At 66.1% G+C, this 21,373-nt stretch carries 19 protein-coding genes and 2 pseudogenes; 15 read left to right on the top strand and 6 right to left on the bottom strand.

The features are described 5' to 3' along the window. Nucleotides 1-12: 12 nt before the first annotated feature. Nucleotides 13-234, bottom strand: a pseudogene (locus ACQPXH_RS16335) (FHA domain-containing protein); the annotation flags it as partial. A 255-nt stretch (nt 235-489) separates the two neighbouring features. Here ACQPXH_RS16335 and ACQPXH_RS16330 point away from each other — a divergent pair. Beyond that, entirely contained in the window at nt 490-759 is a 270-nt protein-coding gene (locus ACQPXH_RS16330; protein WP_433603163.1) for a hypothetical protein, read from the top strand. A gap of 3 nt (nt 760-762) precedes the next feature. On the opposite strand, the gene ACQPXH_RS16325 is transcribed toward ACQPXH_RS16330, so the two are convergent. The 3 genes from ACQPXH_RS16325 to ACQPXH_RS16315 all read right to left on the bottom strand — a co-directional run bounded on the left by ACQPXH_RS16325 (nt 763) and on the right by ACQPXH_RS16315 (nt 2,903). Continuing rightward, complete coding sequence (locus ACQPXH_RS16325; RefSeq protein ID WP_433603162.1) at nt 763-1,803, bottom strand: crotonase/enoyl-CoA hydratase family protein; 1,041 nt, start codon at nt 1,801-1,803, stop codon at nt 763-765. Between the two features lie 107 nt (nt 1,804-1,910). Beyond that, nucleotides 1,911-2,324: a YybH family protein gene (locus ACQPXH_RS16320; protein ID WP_433603161.1), complete on the bottom strand. Its 414-nt coding sequence runs from the start codon at nt 2,322-2,324 to the stop codon at nt 1,911-1,913. A gap of 255 nt (nt 2,325-2,579) precedes the next feature. Continuing rightward, nucleotides 2,580-2,903: an amino acid permease gene (locus ACQPXH_RS16315; RefSeq protein ID WP_433603160.1), complete on the bottom strand. Its 324-nt coding sequence runs from the start codon at nt 2,901-2,903 to the stop codon at nt 2,580-2,582. Nucleotides 2,904-3,212: 309 nt separating this feature from the next. Between ACQPXH_RS16315 and ACQPXH_RS16310 the strand changes: the two genes are divergently transcribed. Next, entirely contained in the window at nt 3,213-4,730 is a 1,518-nt protein-coding gene (locus ACQPXH_RS16310) for a flavin-containing monooxygenase (RefSeq protein ID WP_433603159.1), read from the top strand. A gap of 150 nt (nt 4,731-4,880) precedes the next feature. After that, nucleotides 4,881-5,057, top strand: a pseudogene (locus tag ACQPXH_RS16305) (IS982 family transposase); the annotation flags it as partial. Between the two features lie 31 nt (nt 5,058-5,088). Here the strand turns inward: ACQPXH_RS16305 and ACQPXH_RS16300 are convergent. Continuing rightward, the gene (locus ACQPXH_RS16300) at nt 5,089-6,255 is read right to left on the bottom strand and encodes a serine hydrolase domain-containing protein (RefSeq protein WP_433603158.1); all 1,167 of its coding nucleotides are present in this window, start codon (nt 6,253-6,255) and stop codon (nt 5,089-5,091) included. Nucleotides 6,256-6,444: 189 nt separating this feature from the next. Between ACQPXH_RS16300 and ACQPXH_RS16295 the strand changes: the two genes are divergently transcribed. From ACQPXH_RS16295 to ACQPXH_RS16280, 4 genes are read left to right on the top strand one after another with little or no spacing between them, the layout of a single operon-like run. Further along, nucleotides 6,445-6,849: a YciI family protein gene (locus tag ACQPXH_RS16295; protein WP_433603483.1), complete on the top strand. Its 405-nt coding sequence runs from the start codon at nt 6,445-6,447 to the stop codon at nt 6,847-6,849. Nucleotides 6,850-6,859: 10 nt separating this feature from the next. After that, nucleotides 6,860-8,104 (top strand): RNA polymerase sigma factor, encoded by a 1,245-nt coding sequence (locus ACQPXH_RS16290; RefSeq protein WP_433603157.1) that lies wholly within the window; start codon nt 6,860-6,862, stop codon nt 8,102-8,104. A 10-nt stretch (nt 8,105-8,114) separates the two neighbouring features. Then, on the top strand, nt 8,115-8,480 hold the full coding sequence (locus ACQPXH_RS16285; protein ID WP_433603156.1) for an NYN domain-containing protein: 366 nt from the start codon (nt 8,115-8,117) through the stop codon (nt 8,478-8,480). 56 nt (nt 8,481-8,536) lie between these two features. Beyond that, nucleotides 8,537-9,181 carry a pentapeptide repeat-containing protein gene (locus ACQPXH_RS16280; protein WP_433603155.1) on the top strand — a complete coding sequence of 215 codons (645 nt, stop codon included), beginning with the start codon at nt 8,537-8,539 and terminating at the stop codon, nt 9,179-9,181. Here the strand turns inward: ACQPXH_RS16280 and ACQPXH_RS16275 are convergent. Then, nucleotides 9,178-10,557, bottom strand: a complete 1,380-nt coding sequence (locus tag ACQPXH_RS16275; RefSeq protein WP_433603154.1) for a bifunctional lysylphosphatidylglycerol flippase/synthetase MprF — start codon at nt 10,555-10,557, stop codon at nt 9,178-9,180. The two genes, ACQPXH_RS16280 and ACQPXH_RS16275, sit on opposite strands and share 4 nt — an antisense overlap. A 533-nt stretch (nt 10,558-11,090) precedes the next feature. Here ACQPXH_RS16275 and ACQPXH_RS16270 point away from each other — a divergent pair. The 8 genes from ACQPXH_RS16270 (at nt 11,091) to ACQPXH_RS16235 (ending at nt 21,122) form a co-directional block, all read left to right on the top strand. Beyond that, nucleotides 11,091-11,951 carry an SDR family oxidoreductase gene (locus tag ACQPXH_RS16270; RefSeq protein WP_433603153.1) on the top strand — a complete coding sequence of 287 codons (861 nt, stop codon included), beginning with the start codon at nt 11,091-11,093 and terminating at the stop codon, nt 11,949-11,951. Nucleotides 11,952-12,246: 295 nt separating this feature from the next. Continuing rightward, a complete protein-coding gene (locus ACQPXH_RS16265) occupies nt 12,247-13,518 on the top strand; it encodes a hypothetical protein (protein ID WP_433603152.1) in 1,272 nt (423 codons plus the stop codon). Further along, the gene (locus tag ACQPXH_RS16260; RefSeq protein WP_433603151.1) at nt 13,515-14,504 is read left to right on the top strand and encodes a glutamate ABC transporter substrate-binding protein; all 990 of its coding nucleotides are present in this window, start codon (nt 13,515-13,517) and stop codon (nt 14,502-14,504) included. Before ACQPXH_RS16265 ends, ACQPXH_RS16260 begins: the two co-directional genes overlap by 4 nt. A gap of 4 nt (nt 14,505-14,508) precedes the next feature. Then, entirely contained in the window at nt 14,509-15,687 is a 1,179-nt protein-coding gene (locus ACQPXH_RS16255) for a hypothetical protein (RefSeq protein WP_433603150.1), read from the top strand. Then, a complete protein-coding gene (locus tag ACQPXH_RS16250; RefSeq protein ID WP_433603149.1) occupies nt 15,684-18,107 on the top strand; it encodes a tetratricopeptide repeat protein in 2,424 nt (807 codons plus the stop codon). The genes ACQPXH_RS16255 and ACQPXH_RS16250 overlap by 4 nt, the downstream gene beginning before the upstream one ends. Continuing rightward, nucleotides 18,104-19,168 (top strand): PP2C family protein-serine/threonine phosphatase, encoded by a 1,065-nt coding sequence (locus ACQPXH_RS16245; protein WP_433603148.1) that lies wholly within the window; start codon nt 18,104-18,106, stop codon nt 19,166-19,168. Before ACQPXH_RS16250 ends, ACQPXH_RS16245 begins: the two co-directional genes overlap by 4 nt. Further along, nucleotides 19,165-20,451 carry a vWA domain-containing protein gene (locus tag ACQPXH_RS16240; RefSeq protein WP_433603147.1) on the top strand — a complete coding sequence of 429 codons (1,287 nt, stop codon included), beginning with the start codon at nt 19,165-19,167 and terminating at the stop codon, nt 20,449-20,451. Before ACQPXH_RS16245 ends, ACQPXH_RS16240 begins: the two co-directional genes overlap by 4 nt. Next, nucleotides 20,451-21,122, top strand: a complete 672-nt coding sequence (locus tag ACQPXH_RS16235; RefSeq protein ID WP_433603146.1) for an FHA domain-containing protein — start codon at nt 20,451-20,453, stop codon at nt 21,120-21,122. The genes ACQPXH_RS16240 and ACQPXH_RS16235 overlap by 1 nt, the downstream gene beginning before the upstream one ends. Nucleotides 21,123-21,373 lie beyond the last annotated feature (251 nt).

The raw sequence follows: 21,373 nt of genomic DNA, 5'->3' as shown, positions 1-21,373 counted from the left end.
ACGCCGAAGGTGAATTCGGGTATCGCCGATGCGAATCGTCACACCATCGGTGAGCGCGGCGCCGCCGATGACCCGATCCCCACCGACGAACACACCGTTGCAGGACAACAGATCATTCAGCACGCACGTAACCCCATTGCTGACGATCACCGCGTGGTGGCGGCTGACCTTGCCGTCGTCGAGCACGATGTCGTTATCGGGCAGTGGGCCGATGCGGGTGAAAGGACCTGTGATCGGAAACGTCTGTCTGGTCGAATCCCGCAGGTGCGCTTGGGATCCGGGCGCTATCAGGTCGACGACGGTGGCAGCGCGCAGTGCCGAGGCGACGGCATCGGCGGGCGGGGTGAGCGTCGATCTCGGTGCCGAAACCGGACCCGAACTGCCGTTCGTCTACGTCTTCGAGCGGTCGCTGCACGCGGTACCGATGTTCGGGGCGAACGTCTTTCCGGAGACGGTGACGATCGGACTGGAACAGCCCGGCGTCAGCGAATGGGTGACCGGGAATTCGTGCTGGAGGTGTGGGACAACGCCGATCACGACCGGACACTGCGCGTCACGGTGGAACTGGTCCCCGACGAACCGAATACCCCCGAACGCACCCGACGCGTCGCCGAATCGATTCGTGACGAATTTGTGCGCCGCAATAGCGAATACGCGCATTACGTTCCGCTCGAACGTCAGCTGCCGCACGTCGAACTGCGCCCCACCGGTGATCCGGACTACTTCCCGATCGGGGTGAAGCACCGCTGTACACGCTGAGCGTTATTCCTCGGCGCGGAACTGGGCGCGCTTGTAGTCGCCATACGGCTCGTCGCGTTCGCGGACGGCCTCACGGAAACCGACGGTGGCCGAACGCAGTTGGAAGGCGTAACCCTCGCGCGTGTGCCGGGAGATCCCGTCGAATACCGTGCTGATCATCGCGGAATTCGTCACGCCCTGCGAATTCAGCGCCGAATTCAGCGCCAGTTTGGCCATCATCAGCTGGTTGATCGGCATGCGCGCGATACGTGCCACCAATGCCTCGGCGCGTTCGTCGAGTTCATCGGCCGGACACGATTCGACCGCGAGCCCCCATTCCTCGGCTTGCTTCCCGCTGATGCAGTCACCGGTGAACAGCAGCCGCTTGGCGCGCTGATCGCCCAGGCGATGCGCCCACATGCCCGCCGCCGGAATACCCCATACGCGGGTGGGCGGATAGCCGATTTTGGTGTCGTCGGCGCAGATGATCTGGTCGGAGTAGAGCGCGATATCGGTGCCGCCCGCGATGGCGAAGCCATGCAGTTTCGCCACGGTCGGCTTATTCGCATTCATCAGGCTGGCGAAACCACGGTTGAACCGGCTCATCATCGCGTAGTCGATCATCGGATCCCAAGTCCCCCAGGGATTGTGATTCACCGCCTGCACCACCGGATCGGCCACGGTGCCGGTGGTGTCGATCGAGCCGTCGACACCGTGGCTGCCCTGTTCGGCGAACATATCCAAGTCGTAGCCGCCGCAGAAACCCTTGCCGCGCCCAGATACCAGGATCACGTGCACCCGCGGATCCAGATCGGCCCGCTCGATCGCGTGCGCGAGATCGACCGGGGTGTCCGGGGTGATCGTATTGCCCTTCTCCGGGCGGTTGAAGGTAATGCGCGCGATACGCCCGTCGCGCTCGTAGGTGAGCGTGCGGTACTCGCGTTCGCCGGCGGGCTCGGGCCGATCCCGCCACGGCGAATCGGGTACCTCCGTCCAGTTCTCGTACCAGGCCGCGGGGCGGGTGCCCGCATGGTTCGAAAAGGCTTCGCTATCAGGCTGATTCACGTGGAACTCCCGGTGCACTCGATGCCGATTCGCGGCAACGGTGCACCACGCCACCGGCGGTCGCTGCATCGTTGCGCTCGATGCCACCGTAGCGAACCGGCTCGAGCTCAAGCCTCGGGTGCCGCAGTGTTGTCGGGGAAGGAGTGGTGCTCGTGCACCACGACCCAGCGGCCGTACTGCTTGCGCAGGCCGAAGGTGATCCGCAGGCGCTTGGCCGGATCACGGGCGAACTCCTCCGCGGTGCCGCACAGCAGCAGCGCATGCGCGAATGCCACTTCTGCGCTCGCCTCTACCTCCAGCGAAACGATGTCGAATGTCGCACCCGATGCCTGCCATTCGAAGAAGCCGGGCCAGGTATCCCGATAGGCGTCGATGCCGCGCACACCTTCATTCGGCGGGGGCACATCGAACATCACGATATCGTCGGCATGATCGGTGACTACACCGGCCAAGTCGCCGGTATGCACCGCCGCTGCCCATCGCTCGATCAGTATTCGGATCTGCTTCTCGTCATCGGACATATCGGGTCGTCATCCTCTCCGGCCCGGCCGCCGGGGTGTGCGCCGTGGCTCTTACCCAGAGAGCGTGCCGAATTCGCCTCTGAGACGCAATGACTCGGAATGCATTCGTCAAGATCCCAATGGCGAATTTCGCGCCGGTTACCGATCGGCAGGAACCGTTGAGTTAGTTACGGTCGGCGCGGCGATGGTGGCGCGTTTACGGCCGTAGCCCTGGTAGACCGCAATGCCGACGTGCACCCAAACCGCGAAACGCACTCAGGTCAGCCCATCCAAAGGGGTTGCCAGCAGTACGCAGCCGATCAACGCGAAAATCGGCACCAGCGGCACCAACGGGGTGCGGAACGGCCGTTCCCGGTTCGGCTCGAGCTTTCGCAGCACCAGCACTCCGACACAAACAACCGCGAAAGCCGACAGCGCGCCGATATTCACCGACTCCACGGCGATATCGATCGGCAGCAGACCGGAAATGGTCGCGCAGACGACGCCGAGCAGCAGCGTCAGCCGGACCGGAGTGGCGCGCTTACCGGTTTCGGCGAGACCGCTGCATGCTCCGGCCGACCGGTGGAGTCGGCTACCCATTGTGGTCGGCATACTTGGCGCGGTTGACGCCCGGGCGATCAGCACGCAACCCATCCCCGCGAATGCGTGGCGTGCAGCTCAGCGCCGTCTGCAACTGCTACTACGCCCGCAACCCGCCCCACCGCAATCATTCGGCAAGCGACACTTGGACGGTTGATCACCATGCAATGGTCGCGGCAGACGTCGAGAGAGGCCCACCGCCAGCACATTCTCGAAGGCGGGCGGCTAGACGTTACTGGGGATAACAGGTAATGTGGGAGGGTCGGGCAAGGGTGCTCGGGTGAGAGCAGAATGAGACGGATTACCTCAATGACGCGGCATGTCGACGTACTGATCATCGGCGCGGGCCTGTCCGGCATCGGGATGGCGTGCCATCTCACCCGCGAGCAGACCGGACGCAGCTATACGATCCTGGAACGCCGTACCGCCATCGGCGGGACCTGGGATCTGTTCCGGTACCCGGGCATCCGCTCCGATTCCGACATGTTGACCTTCGGCTTCGGCTTCCGTCCGTGGATCGGCACCAAGGTACTCGCCGACGGACCGCACATCCGCCAATACATCGAGGACACGGCGGCGGAATACGGCGTCACCGAGCACATTCGGTTCGGGCGCAAGATGACAAAGGCCAGCTGGTCGAGCGAAGCCGAGCTGTGGACTGTCGAGGCACTCGACGAGCAGACCGGCGAGACCGAGATCTACACCAGCAACTTCCTCGTCGGCTGCACCGGCTACTACGACTACGACAACGGACACCGCCCGAACTTCCCGGGCGAGGCGGACTTCGGCGGGCAGATCGTGCACCCACAGCACTGGCCGGAAGATCTGGACTACCGCGGCAAACGCGTCGTGGTGATCGGCAGCGGCGCGACCGCGATCACGCTGGTTCCGGCGATGGCCGACGACACCGCGCACATCACCATGCTGCAGCGCTCGCCCACCTACATCACCGCACTGCCCGCCGATGACCCGGTCGCGGTCGGCATGAAGTACGCGCGGGTGCCGGAGAAGATCGCCTATCGGACCGGAAGGGCACGCAATATCGCCTTGCAGCGGGCCAGCTTCCAGCTCTCGCGCACCAATCCCGAGTTGTCGAAGAAGCTGCTGCTCGCCGCGGTGCGGATGCAACTCGGCAAGCAGATCGACATGCGGCATTTCACGCCGTCGTACAACCCGTGGGACCAGCGACTCTGCATCGTCCCGAACGGTGACCTGTTCAAGGTGCTGCGCAGCGGCAAGGCATCGATCGTCACCGATCACATCGACCGCTTCACCGAAACCGGCATTCGGCTCGCATCCGGGGAAGAACTACCCGCCGATATCGTCATCAGCGCAACCGGTCTCACCGTGCAGATCCTCGGCGGCGCCGCACTCGAGGTGGACGGCGAGCCGGTGTCGACCCGCGAACACGTGGTCTACAAGGGCACCCTGCTCGATGGCATCCCCAACGCAATGCTGGTCCTCGGCTACACGAACGCATCGTGGACGCTGAAGGCGGATCTGGCCGCCGAATACTTCTGCCGCCTCCTCAACTACATGAAGGCCAACGGCTACACCAAGGTCGTCGCCATCGCCGAGGACGCCGACCGCTCCGATCAATCACTGATGGGCGCCGCCCTGACCTCCGGCTACATCCAACGCGGCGACGGCGTCATGCCCCGCCAAGGCGCCCGCGGGCCCTGGCAGGTCATCAACAACTACTTCCGCGACCGCGCGCTACTACGCAAGGCGCCGTTGGAGGACGGGGTACTCACCTTCGACGGCGCAGCAGGTGCCACCCGGCCCGGCCGCAAGCCGAGAGGCCAGGCGCGCAAGCGGATCGCCTGATCCGAAAATGATGGTGAGGCGGCACGGTGTGCCGCCACAGCATTAGGAAGTTGGTGTTGTGGTGGATTACGTTGCGGCTGTGTGTGATTCGCGTCATCGACAGCGTGGCCGCTGGGAGAAGTGTGAGGCGGAGGGTATCGAGTTCGGTTTGTGAAGACTGATCTGGACACCCTCCTGACTGCACTCTATGTGCTGATCGACGACCATGTCATCTCTGCTGTCCAGCGGCGGCCGGGTCGGCCGAAACGGCTCATCGACGCCGAGCTGGTGTGCCTGGCCGTGGCGCAGGTGCTGTTGGGCGCGCGCAGCGAACACCAGTGGATCCGCACCCTGCGCTGAAGCCCGCGTCGGTCCGGTGCTAGGCGATGGCGTTGGTCACCGCGTCGACCAGATTGCGGGCACGCAGGTCCGGAGCTCCTTCGATGATGTAGTTGGTGACGTAGGCAAACGCGATGCCGGTGTCCGGATCGGCGAATGCGAGGGAGCCGCCACGGCCTGGATGCCCGAAGGACTCGGGGCCTCCCAGTGCGAAAGCTTCGGTGGGGAGCATGTATCCAGAGGCGTAGCGGTTGGGCAACATCATGACGCGGTCGATACCTGCGGCTTGTTCGCTGGTTGCCGCGGTAAGAGTTTCGGGAGTCAGCAGGCGGGCGCCGTCGACCTCGCCGATGGTTGCCGCGTAGAGCCGGGCGAGGCTGCGCGCGGTTCCGATGCCGTTGCTCGACGGAATCTCGGCGGCATGCACCGCGGGATCGTTGAAATCGATATCGGCGGGATCGGTGACCTCGAAGGCGCGGTTGACCAACGCCTCCGGATCGCGCATCGCGATGACCATCGGCCGGAACTCCTCCGGAACGACCTCGTCCGGAACCGCCGCCAGATCGATCTTGGGCGCGAACACAAGTCGGCTGACGCGATGCCGTTCGGGCTCGGGCAAACCGATGAAGAAGTCGATACCGAACGGGCCGGCGACATCCTCGGCCAGAATCCGCCCGACGGTTCGCCCCGTCGCGCGCTGGATGACCTCACCGACGAGCCAGGCGAAGGTCCGCCCGTGGTATCCGTGCGCGGTGCCGGGCGGCCAGTTCGGTGTCTGCGCGGCGAGCGCCTCCACCATCGGCCCCCAGGCCAGTGCATCCGCCAGGGGTACCGGCTTATCCAGCGCCGCCAGCCCCGCCTGATGGGACAGCAACCAGCGCACCGGGATATCGCCCTTACCCGCCGCCGCGAATTCCGGCCAGTACTGCGCCACCGGCGCGTCCAGGTCGAGCTCGCCACGCTGGGCTAGCAGATGCGCGACGGTCGCGGTGACGCCCTTGGTCGCCGAGTAGACCAGCTGCAGTGTGTCGCGCTCCCACGCCCGTTCACCCGCCGGATCGGCGAGCCCACCCCACAAATCCACCACCGGCTGCCCGTCCCGATACACCGCGACCGCCGCTCCGACATCCCCCTGCTCGGCGAAATTCGCCGCGAATACCTTTCGCACCGCCTCGAACCCGGACGCGACATCTCCATCGATCACCATGTCCCCCAGCATGTCACGCGCCGCGCCCGCTACGGCGGCCCTGGACCTACCCCTGGCCCCCGCACACCCAACTGCGGCGGTCGGAGGGTTTTTTCCGCGGACATGTCCGAGAATGGTCAGCGGCTGCGACGTATCTGATGAGCGGCGCCACCACGGAGCCGCCGGAGCGGAGGAGTTGTCGTGAAATACATGATCCTGAGCTACGGCTCGCAACAGGACTACGACGGCATGGTCGGCAAGGACACCGGCAAACCCACATGGAGTCCCGAGGATTTCGCGGCCATGGCCGAGTTCATGGGCAACCTCAACAAGAAGCTGGCGGAATCCGGGGAACTGGTCGAGACGCGCGGTCTGGTCGAACCGGTACACACCCGCCGCATCACCACCAAGAACGGCGCACCGTTCGTGACCGACGGTCCCTACGCCGAGACGCAGGAGGTGCTCGCCGGATACTGGATCGTCGAATGCGAGAGCTTCGACCGCGCCACCGAAATCGCGGCCGAACTCAGCAAATGCCCGGCTCCGCCGCATATCGCCGATACGGCCTACGCTGATGTCCGGCCCATCGCGGAGTCCGCTTCCGAATTCGGCTGAGCCCCTTCCGATGTCGGATTACGAGGTCGAGGACCTGCTGCGCGCCTGCGCACCGCAGGTCCTCGGCACGCTGGTTCGGCGCTACGGTCATTTCGACACCGCGGAGGACGCGGTGCAGGAGGCACTGCTCACCGCCGCGACCCAGTGGCCCGAAGCCGGCATTCCGGACAACCCGCGCGCCTGGCTGATCACCGTCGCCTCGCGCCGTCTGACCGACCTGCTCCGCAACGAACAGGCCCGCCGCAGGCGCGAGGACACTGTGGCCCGCTGGGCACTGCCCGAGGACTGGCTGACCCCGCCCGCCGACCGCGACCCCACCGACTCCGACGACACTCTCGTCCTGCTGTTCCTGTGCTGTCACCCGTCACTCTTGCCCACCGCACAGGTGGCACTGACGCTGCGTGCGGTCGGCGGCTTGACCACCACCGAAATAGCTCGCGCTTTCCTGGTGTCCGAGGCGACCATGACCAAGCGCATCGGCCGCGCCAAGAAGATGATCAAGGACAGTGGTATCGGCTTCGCCCCACCCGTCGGCGCCCACCGCGACGCGCGCCTGGCCGCCGTGCTGCATGTGCTGTATCTGATCTTCACCGAGGGCTATGCCAGCACTTCGGGACCGAGCCTGTACCGCGTCGAACTCGCCGCCGAGGCCATCCGCCTGACCCGTCTGGTGCATCGCCTGCTGCCCGACGATGCCGAGGTCACCGGCCTGCTCGCGCTGATGCTGCTCACCGATGCCCGCCGACCCGCCCGCACCGGACCCACCGGCGAGCTCGTTCCCATGGAAGACCAGAACCGCGCACTCTGGCAGACCGAAGGCATCACCGAAGGCATCGCGCTGATTACCGAGGCACTCCCCAACGGCGTACCAGGTCCGTATCAGCTGCAAGCCGCCATTGCGGCGCTGCACGATGAGGCGCAGACATACGAGGCCACCGATTGGCCGCAGATCATGTTGCTCTATGAACGGCTGCTGGCCTTGGTCGACAATCCGATCATTGCCCTCAACCACGCCGTGGCCGTCGCCATGGCTCGCGGACCACTGGCCGGTTTGAAGCTCGTCGACGATCTGGCCGACGGCGGCAAGCTGGCGGGGGATCACCGCCTGGCAGCGGTCCGTGCCCATCTGTTGGAATCGATGGGGGACCGGGCCGGTGCCCGCGAGGCATATCTGCTTGCCGCACAGCAGACGATGAGCATCCCGCAACAGCGCTACCTGCACACCCGCGCCGCCCGCCTCAGCACCACAGAGTAGAAAGGAAGCGATGCTGATCGTCGTCGATGCCGCGAATGTCGTGGGCTCGCGTCCCGATGGCTGGTGGCGCGATCGTGCGGGTGCGGCTCGGCGACTGCTCATGCGGTTGGGCACGCTGGACCTGACACAATCCGCCCAAGTGGTCGTCGTACTGGAGGGTGCGGCGAAGGCCGCTGGATCGGAGGAATTCGAAGGCGTGCGGGTGGTGCTCGCGGACGGTTCGGGAGACGACGCGATCGTCGACGTCGTAGCCGCGGCCATCGCGGAGAACAGGATCACCGTCGTAACCGCCGATCGTGGACTCCGCGAGCGAATCCAAGCCCTCGGCGCCGAATCGGTCGGCCCAAGCTGGCTGCTGGACCGCATCGACGTCTGACCTGTCGGATCCGACTGGTAGACAAGGAGGACCGTCGCCGAACCCGGAGGTCAACTGTGCCCAATGAGCTCGAGGAATTGCCCTACGCGCGCTATCTCACGCCGCTGGAGAGCGATCTCGAACCCGAGAGCGACTACGACTGTGTGCACATCACCGGCGACGACCTCGATGACATCGAGGCAGCCAACTCGCGGTTCTCCGAAACGGCCTTCACTTCGCTCGCGATCAACCGCGGCAGCCTGCGGTTCTCCCGCTTCACCGATGTCTGGCAGCGCAATGTGCGCTGGGTCGGCACCGACCTGTCCGATACCTCCTGGCAGGACGTCGAATTGATCGCCGGTGCGCTGTCGGGCGTCGATGCGGGCAGTGCCAACTTGCGTCGAGTGCGCTTCGAGGGCTGCAAATTCGACTCCGTGAACTTCCGCAAGACCACACTGCGCGAGGTGCAATTCGTCGATTGCGTGCTGCGCCACACCGACTTCGGTGATGCCGAGCTGACCAAGGTCACCTTTCCCGGCACCACCGTGGAAGGCCTGCTGATCAACCGTGCCCGACTGCAACAGGTCGACCTGCGCGGTGCGGCGCACCTCGATGTCGCCGAGGGCCTCGATGCCTTGCGCGGGGCAACCATCGCCCCGCTGCAACTGATAGATCTGGCACCCGAATTCGCCAAGGCGATCGGCATTACCGTCCGCGACTAGTACTGCTTGCGGTGCGGCACGAACTCCAAGGTGAGCAGCGCCGCGGCAGCCAGCAGCACCTCGCGCCAGCGGATCAGCACGAAGCGCTGATCCGACATCGCTTGGAATTTGCGCAAGAATCGGTACAGCGATTCCAGCCGGATCAACGGATCGCCCAGGTGCACGAGCGCATAGATCAGCTTCCCGGTCCGCGTCCGCTTCTTCTCGGCGAACAATTCCGGGAAAGGGGCGAATGCCAGTGAGATCCGTTCGATCCCCTCGGTACGGGCGTGGTCGACGAGATCGATGATCATCCGCTCGTCCAGCCCGTTCGGGGCATCCTTGCGCCGCCACGGCACATCCAGGCTGAGTTCGCGGCCCCGCCCTGAGACGCCATAGCGCTGGAAGCCCGCCACGCGCCCCTCCTCATCGCGGGCCAGCACCAGCAGCATGCCCGGATTCCGCCCGTCCAGCAGGTGGTCGAGGATCATCGAGAAGCCGCGATTCTGCCGACCGGTACGCCACTCGTCGACAATATCCAGCAGTTCTGCTCGCAACGGTTCGGTCAGGTCGGTCTCGTTGATGACCTCGGTGGTCACCCCGAAATTCCGGGTGCGGCTCACGCCCTGGCGCAGATTGCGGAAGGAACGCCCGACCATGGCGAATGTCGCGACATCGATGATCACATCGCGGCCGACCGGAATCGCGCGCAACCCCCGATGCTCGATCGCCCGATGCCGCCACATCTCGGCCATATCCGGACTGGCACCGAGCACTGCGACCCGCCAGCCGTGATTCGCCGCGAATTCGGAGAAGTCCGTGAGCAGTGCCGGATAGTCGACGCGATCGCCGATCGGATCACCTGCTACCACCGCGATCCCGAAGCGGGCCCGATAGCCGATCGCCGCGGTCGAATTCGCGTTGAAGTAGTAGGACTTCGATGAATGCAGCGCGAAGGCGGCGAGTGGATCGCGGTGGGATCGGCCGACGAGTTCGGCGACCCGGTACAAATGCTCGGGCTGCGGCCGACTCGACTGCGGCAGCATCAGGATGAACCCGGTCGCGGCCAGGAAGACGAAGCCGAAGCCCGGATGCGAGGCGCGATAGGCGGCATTGGCCGCCGCAAGCACGAAAACCGCGATGGTGAAATGCGGCAGGGTGATCGGGCGGCGCAGATGCAGGCCGCGCACCACGAAGAGTCCGGCGATCGACACGGCGACGAACCAGCCGTGGTCTTGCCCGGGGGCGGCGCGACCGGCCTCGTAGACCAGCGCGACACTCATCAGCAACAGGGCGATGGAGATCACCGGGCGGACGGCCGGTGTGGTGGTGATCGAGGCATCGCGATACCCGGCGAGCGTGGAATTCCGTGCCGTCGTTTCGCGTCCCTCAGCCACGTCTGCCCCCCACTGGGCCGGTGGGTCCGAGCAGGTTCCCCATGTGGTCCTCCCGATAATCCTGTACACGCAACAATATTGGGAACATGGGATGAGTGCTCGAACATTCCTGGCGCACCAAGATCGTTGGAGTCCGCGAGTGTTCGCCCGGCAACCGCGCCAGGCTGAAGCTGGTGCGTCGGCCTCGATCGGACCGGGGCGAGCGCGCCGCTGGCCGCTCCCATCGAGTATGCCACCACAGTTCGCCCGGACAAGGGCTTTTCCGTGGCCGCATTCCCGGCCATCGACCCGGGTATCGCCGCCATGAGATCGGCTTCATCGCTTGTATCGTCATCGCCTGTGTATCGCCTCCGTGCCGGTCTGTGTGAACGGCAGCGGGTCGCCACGAGCAGGATTCACGGTCGACAGCTATCGTCCAGCGAGCGGGTATCAATCGCATCTCGGTATTTGCCGACCGGTGGGTGAAGATGACGTCCGAGACGGACAGCGAGATCTATAGACAATAGTGTTCGTAATTGTCTATCGTTTGGTTCATGACGAAATTCCACGGTAAGAGCTGCCTGATCACCGGAGCGGCGAGTGGATTGGGGCGCAGTACGGCGCTGGCGGTTGTCGCCAAGGGCGCATCGGTCATCCTGACCGATATCGATGATTCCGGACTGCAGAACACCGCCGATGACGTGCGCGCGCGGGGTGGCGCCGTGCACTTGGCCGCGCCCGCCGATCTCAGCGACTACGACGCTGTGGTGGCGTTGGCCGCGAAGGCGCACGCCGAGGTGGACAGTGTCGACATCGTGATGAATGTGGCAGGCATTGCCACCTGGGGAACCGTCGATCGGCTCACGCACACGCAGTGGCGGCGCACCATCGATATCGATCTGATGGGTCCGATCCATGTGATCGAGGAGTTCGTGCCGCGCATGATCGAGGCCGGGCGAGGTGGACATCTGGTCAATGTGGCCTCGGCCGCAGGCCTCTTCGGACTCCCCTGGCATGCGCCCTACAGTGCGGGCAAGTTCGGATTGCGTGGCGTTTCGGAGGTGCTGCGCTTCGATCTGCGCCAGCACCGGATCGGAGTCAGCCTGGTCTGCCCCGGCGCGATGGCGACGCCGATGGTGGACAGCGTCGATATCGCCGGCGTCGACCGGCAGGGCGCGGCGGTGCAGCAGGCGGTTTCGCTGTTCATGCGGCATGCGGTCACGCCGGAGCAGGCGGCCCGATCGATCGTGCGCGGGGTCGAGCGCGATAAGTACATGGTCTTCACCTCCCCGGATATCCGAGTCGGCTATCTCGCGCAGCGCTACTTCCCGCCGTCCTACAACCTCGCGATGCGCGGGCTGAACTGGGCGATGAGCCGCTATATCGACAAGGCACCCACGCCGACCGAGGTGTAAGCGGATACGACCGACCCGGCCCAGTGGGAACCGCCGCCCTCCGGGGGAGTAGTTGGAACGATTATCACCATCCGCTGGTGTTGGCGGTCGACCGATGCCGCCACCGCCGCATGTGATCCCTTGACCTCCTTCGGGGAGATCTTCACCCAGTACCCGCGCTGGACGCCGAACCTCGTACCGCTGCTCGATGTGACCTCGGATTTCGATGCCACTGGGGCGATGGGCAGCAAACCCCAATTCCCTCCCGTACTATCGCGATCGGGAACACCGGCCGGGTAGATGAAGGGGGACGGTGTTGGAGATTCGCCTACCGGCGACCGTGCGCAACGGGGGTGCGTGGTTACGACGCTTCGCCGGGACGACTCCGGGTGCCATCGGCGCGGTCGCTGTCGTCACGGTGGTGTTGTGTCTGCTCGCCGGGTTGACCTCGGCCGATCAATTGAGCGGCAAGATCGCTCGGCGCGATACCGTGCTGGAGCACACCGAACCGCTGGCCTACGCCGCCCAGACCCTGTACGTCGCACTGTCGGCCGCAGACGCGTCCGCGGCCACGGCCTTCCTGTCCGGCGGCATCGAATCACCAGAGGTGCGGGGGCAGTATCAGCAGGCGCTCGCCGAAGCGGCGTCCGCGCTCGCGGAGGCGACCGCCGGGGCCGCCGATCAGCAGACCAGGAATATCGTCGCCAAGATCGCCGCCGACCTGCCCGCCTACACCGGCCTGGTCGAAACCGCACGGGCGAACAACCGGCAGGGCTTCCCCGTCGGTTCGTCGTATCTGCGCGAAGCCTCACTGCTGATGCAGAATTCCTTGCTGCCCAACGCCGAAATGCTGAGCAAGGACCGCATGGCCGCGGTGCGCCAGGATCAGCACGATATCGGCACGCTGCCGTGGACGACCATCGTGCTGCTGATGCTGGTGCTCATCGGTTGTGGCGGTGGCACTTTCGTCCTGCTGCGTCGCACCAATCGCCGGATGAATCTCGGTCTCGCGGTCGCCGCGGGCGCAACCGCCCTCGCGCTGTTCTGGGTGGTCGCCGCGACGATCATCGCCACGGCCGCACTCGATACCGGCAGATCCGGGGCGACCAGTCGCTTCGAAACCCTGACCCAGGCCAGGATCCTGGCCCAGCAAGCGCGCACCGACGAAACCCTGGAGTTGATCACCCGCGGCGATATCACCACGAGCGAAACCGATTACCGCAAGCACACCACCGAACTTGCGGATCGGTTGGCAACGGTAACCGGACCCGATTCGGCGGCCTCGCGGAGCGTGCTCGGCTGGACCGCCGGACATGCCAAACAGCGTGAGGCCTACGAGGCGGCGAACTATCCCACTGCCGTAGCGCAGGCCATCGGAACCGGTCCGGACACCTCGGCGACGTTGTTCGCCCATCTCGATCAGCTGTTGCGCGACAACCTCATCCAGGAACGCGGTGCGTTGCGCGACGGCGTCGACTCGGCGGGTGCGACACTGACGCTCAGCCCCGCGGGGACACTGGTGCTGCTTTTCGGCGCTGCGGCCTCGACCGTCACCGGCCTGTGGCCACGGCTGAAGGAGTTTCTGTGAGACAGCGAAACCCCCTGCGGCAGTACGGCTTCGGATGGATGGCGCTGATCGCGGTGAGTGCGCTGGTGACCGCATGCGGTTCCGGCATCCATGCCCCCGCCGCCACGAATGTGGCCGCGGTCAACCCCAAGCCCGATCTCGTCGAGATCACCACGCCACCGCAGACCGAATCCGGCGGCAATTGCGACCCGGAGGCCACCCTGCGTCCGGGGCCGTTGCCGAGTCCCGGTGCGATGCCGTCGGGTTCGGCCATGGCGGCCATCGTCGCCAATGGCGAACTGCGGGTCGGGGTGGATCAGAACACCTACCTGTTCGGCTTCCGCAATCCCAGCACCGGACAGCTCGAGGGCTTCGACATCGATATCGCTCGCGAGATCGCCCGATCCCTCTTCGGTGATCCGGACCGGATCGAATTGCGTTCGGTCACCGCGGCCGAGCGGATACCCGCCCTGCAGAACAAACAGGTCGACCTGATCGTGCGCACCTTCTCGGCGACCTGTGAGCGGCGCCGCGATGTCGACTTCTCGGGCGTGTATTACCGTGCGACCCAACGCCTTCTGGCCACCCGCAACTCCGGCATCCGGACGGGCGCTGATCTGGGCGGTAAGCGAGTGTGCGTCACCCGGGGCACCACCTCACCGGGCCCGCTGTTCAGCCTGCCCAAGCGGCCCGTCGTCTTGGGCGCCTCGAACTGGACCGACTGTCTGGCCGCGCTGCAACAGGGGCACGTGGACGCGATCAGCGGTGACGATCCGATCCTGGTCGGCCTGGTGGCCCAGGACCGGAATCTGGAGATCGTCGGCGAGGTGATCGGCACCGGGGCGTACGCGGTCGGCATCGCGCAGGGGCATCCGGATCTGGTCCGCTTCGTCAACGGCGTGCTGGAACGCATCCGCAGCGACGGCACCTGGCAGCAGCTCTACAACGCCAGACTCAGCGCCCTCGGCCCGTCGCCGGGTCCACCAGACCTCCGCTACAAAGAGTGAAACCATGCAGCTACTCACTCTCGCCGAAATCGACGCTGAATTGACCACCCGCACAATCGAATTCGATGCCATCACGGCCACCCTGCTGGAACTGGACAAACATCCGGGCCACACGCTGCTGCAGCGGTATCCGCCGACCGGGGTGACCGAACAGCGCTGGCTGCCGGTCCGCGCTGCACTCGCGCTGATGTGGGAGGACTACAGCCGCCTGCAGATCATCTTGGAATCGGCGCGCAAGGTGCGCGGCACTCGGGCTCGCCTCGACGACGCTGAGCGCACCGAACTCACCCGGCTGCTGCGTGGGCGTCCCTACGAGGCCGCGCGCACGCCGATACCGATGGCGCAACGTTCGCTCACCGGACCCGCCGAAGAGGTTCTGTTCGTCGGACTCGCCGATACCGTTGATCGCATGCGGGCCACCTTCCCGGAAATCGCCGAATTCCTCGACGCGATAGATGCGGTGAACACGAGGGTGATGTCGGGCCTTGCGCCACTGCAGGACACCCTGGACAAGGCAGGTGCGGCCGGGGGCGAGACAACGCAGCTGCGCGCGATCGGCGACGGCATCGCCGCATTGCTGAGCCGGTCGGCGACCGATCCGCTCGCGTTGACGGTGCCGGAGATCGATGCGCGCGTCGCGGAGTTGTCGGGGGAGTTGCGGCAGGTGGCCACCATCCTCGCCGAACTCGATGCGGTCGCCGCGGATTGGGCCGAGGCGGTCGCCGAAACGCGCAGGCGCTTGGCACTGCTGCGAGCCACCCGAGCCCGCGCGACGCGGGCACGGACGCAGGTCGAGGCGAAGATCCTGGCCGGCCCGCTGCCGGTGGACGAGGACAACACCGACGCGCTCGAAGCCGAACTCGATGCGTTATCCGCGAAATCGGGTACGGCGGCGGAGTTGGTCCGGTTGCGCACGCGGATCGCGGACGCGGACGCGGGAGCGGCCACCGTGGAGGAATTGGCTCAGGGCCTGCTCGATCGGCGGGGCGAATTGCGCGGACGACTGGCTGCCTATCAGGCGAAGGCGGCTCGTCTCGGCGTCAGCGAGGACCGAGATGTGCTGGCCTCCAACCAGATCGCGGCAGGTCTGCTCGCGCGGCGACCGTGCGATCTGGCGGCCGTCACCCGGGCGGTCGCCGACTTCCAGCAGATCATCGGGGAGAAATCGGGGCGGGGCAGATGACCTGTAATGAGCCGGGATGCGACGGCACGATCGAAGACGGATACTGCGTGGTGTGCGGCACCGCACCCGCCGAGGCGACCACGGTCGCCGCGGAAATGCCCATCTCGCATGGGGTTTCGACGGAGAGTCGCGCCTGCGCCGAACCCGGCTGCACCGGAACCGTTGTCGGTGGATATTGCGACGCATGCGGTACGGCTCCAGCTGAATCGCAGCAGGTTACCTGTGCCGAGCCGGGCTGTGGCGGAACAGTCGTCGACGGCTACTGCGATGCTTGCGGCACGGCTCCGGCCGGAAACTCCGGAACTTCCGCACTGTCGGTGCGCTCCGGAAGCACCCGCGCCTCGGGACGTTCGGTTCGTACCGGCCGGTCCTCGTCGAAATCCAGCGCGCGCGGCCGCCTCGGCGCGGGCATGGTGGAAGTGCCGCGGATGCCGCGCATCGACCCGGCCACCGCGGTCCTGGCCGATCCGCAGGTCGCCGAGGGAAAGCGCTTCTGCGGCAAATGCGAACGACCGGTCGGCCGCGGCCATGACGGTGCGCCCGGCCGCACCGAGGGCTTCTGCCCCAACTGCGGCACCCGGTTCTCGTTCACGCCCAAGCTGAGCAAGGGCGATCTGGTCGGCGGACAGTACGACGTGGTCGGCTGTTTGGCGCACGGCGGGCTCGGCTGGATCTATCTGGCCACCGACCGCAATGTCGCCAACCGCTGGGTGGTGCTGAAAGGTCTGCTCAATTCCGGGGATCTGGACGCGATGGCCGCAGCGGTCGCCGAAAAGCGATTCCTCGCCGAAGTCGAACATCCCAGCATCGTCAAGATCTACAACTTCGTCGAGCACCGCGGCGCCGACGGTGTCGCGGTCGGCTACATCGTCATGGAGTACGTCGGCGGGACGTCGCTCAAACAGATTTTGCGCGCCCGCCGCGATGCCGACGGCAGCTATCTGCCGCCACCGCAGGCCATCGCCTACATTCTGGAGATGCTGCCCGCGCTCGGCTATCTGCATTCGCTCGGTCTGGCCTACTGCGATTTCAAGCCGGACAATGTGATGCAGACCGATGAGCAGCTCAAGCTCATCGATATGGGCGCGGTGATCGCGATGGACGATCAGGACAGCCCCATCTACGGCACCATCGGCTATCAGGCGCCCGAAATCTCCGAAACCGGACCGACCGTCGCTACCGAGGTCTACACCGTCGGTCGCACCCTGGCCGTGTTGCTGATGAATGTGCCGCAGGAGGGCGGACACTTCGGCGCGCTGCCCGATCCGAATGCCGAACCGCTACTGGCGAAATACGATTCGCTGCACCGATTCATCCTGCGCGCCACCGACGCCGATCCGGAGGCACGCTTCTCTTCGATGGAGGAGATGGCCGATCAGCTGACCGGCGTGCTGCGCGAGGTGCTGAGCATCGGTGACGGCGTGCCGCGTCCCGGAATGTCGGCCTACTTCGGGCCGGCGCGTGGCGTATTCGGCATCCAGGAAGCACCTGCGCCGACGAGTATCGTTGCGGCACTACCGGTTCCGCTGGTCGATCCGAATGACAGTGGTGCCGCTCTGCTCGCCACCACCGGCGGAACGTCACCCGCCGAACTGGAACCGGCCTTCGAGGCGGGACTGCGCTCGGTGCTCACGACCCGCGGCGCGTCCGTGGAGATACCTTTGCGGCTGGTGCGCGCCGCGTTGGAGGTCGGCGATCCGGCCGACGCACTGCGCCGACTCGACGAACTCGCCGACACCATGCCCGGCGACTGGCGGCTGGCCTGGTATCGCGGTCAAGCCGAGCTGCTCGCGGGCAATACGGATGCGGCATATGCCGAATTCGATGCGGTGTACGCCGCATTGCCCGGTGAGGCCGCACCGAAGGTCGCACAGGCGGCCGTCGCCGAACTCGCGGGCGCGCAGTCGGATCGGCATCAGGCCGCGCGCTACTACGACACGGTCTGGCGCACGGACCACGGCTTCGTCAGCGCCGCCTTCGGACTGGCCCGGCTGCGCAATGCGGACGGCGATCGTGACGGCGCGGTGGCCGTACTCGACCAGGTGGACTCGGCCTCGGCGCTCTACACCGAGGCGCGGCTGACGGCCGTGGAGACCATGCTGGCCGACCGTAGAACCGACGAACTGTCGGAACCACTGCTGCGTGATGCGGCCGGACGGGTCGAAGCGTTGCGGATCGAGTCGAAAAGCCGTGGCGCACAGGTGCGGATGCGCGTGCTGGATGCCGCATTGAACTGGCTGCGCGCGGGTAAAGCACCGACGACACATGGGGCGCTGCTCGGCGCCAACCTCGATCAGGACGGAGTACGAACCGGTTTGGAGCGCTGCTATCGCGACCTCGCCCGCGAAACCGAAGATATGTGGGCTCGATTCGAGCTGGTGGATCGTGCCAATGCGATCCGGCCGAGGACGAACCTGTGACCGGACCTGATACCACGGTGCAGCAGCGGTGCCCGGAATGCTCGGCGCGGGTCGGGGTGGCCGACCGGTTCTGTGAGGCCTGCGGCCGTGAACTCGGCGCGCGCAGAATCGCGCTGCCGCGGCCGGATCCGGATGCGGCACCGACGTGTGAGGGCTGTGGCGGCACCCGCTACGACGCCGATGGTTACTGCGACGGCTGCGGTCAATTGCGGCCGCAGCCGGATCGATTCGAGGCCGATCTCGGCACGGTCTATGTCATGACCGATCGCGGTATCGCGCACGCGCGCAACGAGGATGCGGTCGCTGCCGCGGTACTGGAAGACGGGGCCAAGCGCCCGGTCGTCACGGTGATCGCGGTCAGCGACGGCGTTTCCACCTCCGACGATCCGCAGGCGGCCTCGGGCGCGGCGGCGCGTGCGGGCGTCGATGCCTGCCTCACCGCATTGGCCGAAGCGCGCTCGGGCACGGCCGTGGTCATGGCCGGTCTCACGGCCGCGTCGCAGGCCGTCCGCGATATCGCGACGCACGAGGGTCACGCTCCCTCGTGCACCTATGTTTCGGCCATCGTGCGCGGATACGGCGGCGACGGCGTGGAGATCACCGTCGCGAATGTCGGTGACAGCCGGGCATATTGGTTGCAGGGCGTCGGCGTCGAGCCGATCGCGGGCGGGAATCTGTCGTCGACGCGGCTGACCGTGGACGACTCGTGGGCGCAGGCGCTCGTCGATGCCGACGCCATGGACGAGCAGTCCGCGATGCAGGATCCGCGGGCGCATACCTTGCTGCGCTGGCTCGGTGCCGACAGCGAGGACAAAGCGTGGTCGGACCGCTGTGTGAAAACCTTTCACACGACGGGTCCCGGGGTGCTGTTGCTGTGCAGCGACGGACTCTGGAACTACGTGTCGGATCCGACGGCGCTGGCGCGGATGGTCAGCGGGTTACCGCGCGAGGAGGCAGCGCGGGCACTTGTCGAATTTGCACTACGGTCCGGGGGGAGCGACAACATCACCGTCGCGCTGGTGCCGATCGGACCATCGGTCGACGCAGGAGTAGCACAGTGAGTTCCATTGCGAATAACGGTATTTCGGTAGCGATAGATCAGAACGAATACCTGGCCGAGGGCGCGGGCACGGTCGACGCGGTAGTGACCGTGGAGACCGGCGCGGATTTCGTGGCGGCCGGACCGGAGCCGGACCGACTGGAGGTGTTGATCATCGACTGCTCCGGATCGATGGCCACCGGTAAGAAGTTCGAGGGGGCGCGCCGAGCCACCCTTGCCGCACTCGATGTATTGAAGGACGGCACCCGGTTCGCGATCATCGAGGGCACATCGATGGCGCGGCTGACCTATCCGAGCGATAAACCGTCGGTGCCCGTCAACCGCGACACCAGGGCCGCGGCCCGGCGTGCACTGGACAAGTTGCGTCCCAACGGCGGCACCGCGATGGGCACCTGGCTCGGGCTCACTCGGCAACTGGCCAAGAAACATCCGGGTGCCATGGTGCACGCCATTCTGCTCACCGACGGCAAGAACGAACACGAGGAACCCGCGGTGCTGGCGGCCGAGATCGAACAGTCCGAGGGGATCTTCACCTGCGACTGTCGCGGGGTCGGAACCGACTGGCAGGTGGACGAATTGCGCACCATCGCCTCGGCGCTGCACGGCACGGTGGATATCGTCGCGGATCCGGCGAATCTGGCCGCGGACTTCGCCGCCATGACGCAGACGTCGATGGCCAAGGCGATCCCGGAACTGACCCTGCGGGTGTGGACACCGGCGGGCGCCACCGTTCAGTTCGTCAAGCAGGTCGCGCCGACCATCGAGGACCTCACGACGCGACGCACCGATGCCGGACCACAGCTGGGGGAGTACCCGCTCGGCGCCTGGGGCGCGGAGGACCGCGACTATCACGTGCAGGTGCGGGTCGAGCCCGCCGCACCCGGACGGGAGAAGCTCGCGGCCCGTATCAGTGTGGTCGCAGGCGACGAGGTGGTCGGGCAGGGATTGGTGCGCGCGGTGTGGACCACCGAGACCGAGCTCTCGGCCCGGATCAGCAGGCGGGTCGCGCATTACACCGGACAGGCTGAACTCGCCCAGGTCGTGCAGGAGGGGTTGAGCGCGCGTAAAAACGGTGATGTGGAGACCGCGACGGCGAAACTGCGGCGTGCGGTCGAGCTCGCCGCCGAATCCGGGAACGAGGGCACCGCGAAGCTGTTGCGCGGTGTGGTCGAGGTGGACGAGCGCAATGGCACGGTGCGGTTGCGCGCCAGGGTCGAGGCCGCGGACGAAATGGCTTTGGACGCACGCTCGACCAAGACGGCGCGGGTACGCAAGGAGGGGTGATGGCGATTGCCACCTGTCCGGACGGGCATCAGTCCGTCGCGACGGATTACTGCGATGTCTGCGGTTCACCGATCGGCGCGCCCGCGCCGACGATCGCGGCCGCGCTGTGCCCGTCATGTGGGTCGCCGAGCACCGGCCGCTTCTGTGAAGTCTGCGGCGCTGATTCGGCACTGCCGACGCCGGAGCCGCGTGCGGCCGCGCCGACCGAAATCGTCACCGCCACAGCGGTTTCCGCCGCCGAGGTCGCGAGCGCGGCCGGTGCGGTGACATGGGTCGCCACGATCACCGCCGATCGCGTGTTCTACGACCGCGTGCAGGCCCGCAAGGGCCCCGACGCAGATCAGGTCGAGTTCCCGGCGTTCTATCCCGAGCGCCGAATCACCCTGCGCGGCACCGACATCCTGATCGGCAAACACAGCGTCTCCCAGGGCCTGCAACCCGAGATCGATCTGGGCATCGCCCCCGCCGACGCGGGGGTCTCCCGCGCCCACGCGATCCTCCGCCTCACCGAAACCGGCATAACCATCACCGATCTCGGCTCCACCAACGGCACGAGCCTCAATGGCAGCGAAGACCTGATCCCCGGCAAGGTGCCCGTCCCGCTCCAGAGCGGAGACCGCATTCACCTCGGCGGCTGGACCACAATCATCGTGACCGCGGAAAACCTCTGAGCGAATACCGCACCGCCCATTACAAGCTCACCCCGACAGGGGTTTCCGCAGTCGTCTCGTCCATCGGGGCGATGACGTGGAACAGGAACCGCCCGGCCGGGGGTAGTGGTGTTGATACCTGCTCGAGCAGTGCACCGATAGCCAGTCGAGTCGGTTGGCGAAAGAGTTGGGCAACATGATGTTCGAGCTGATAGCGTCCGGGGCACCGTGGCATCAAGCGAGGAGGTGAGACCCATGAACACTGTATCGAT

This window comes from Nocardia sp. CA-135953 (genome assembly GCF_050955735.1).
GTDB lineage: Bacteria > Actinomycetota > Actinomycetes > Mycobacteriales > Mycobacteriaceae > Nocardia.
The sequence above is the reverse complement of the archived record's forward strand: the minus strand, read 5'-3'. Positions and strand labels throughout refer to the sequence as shown.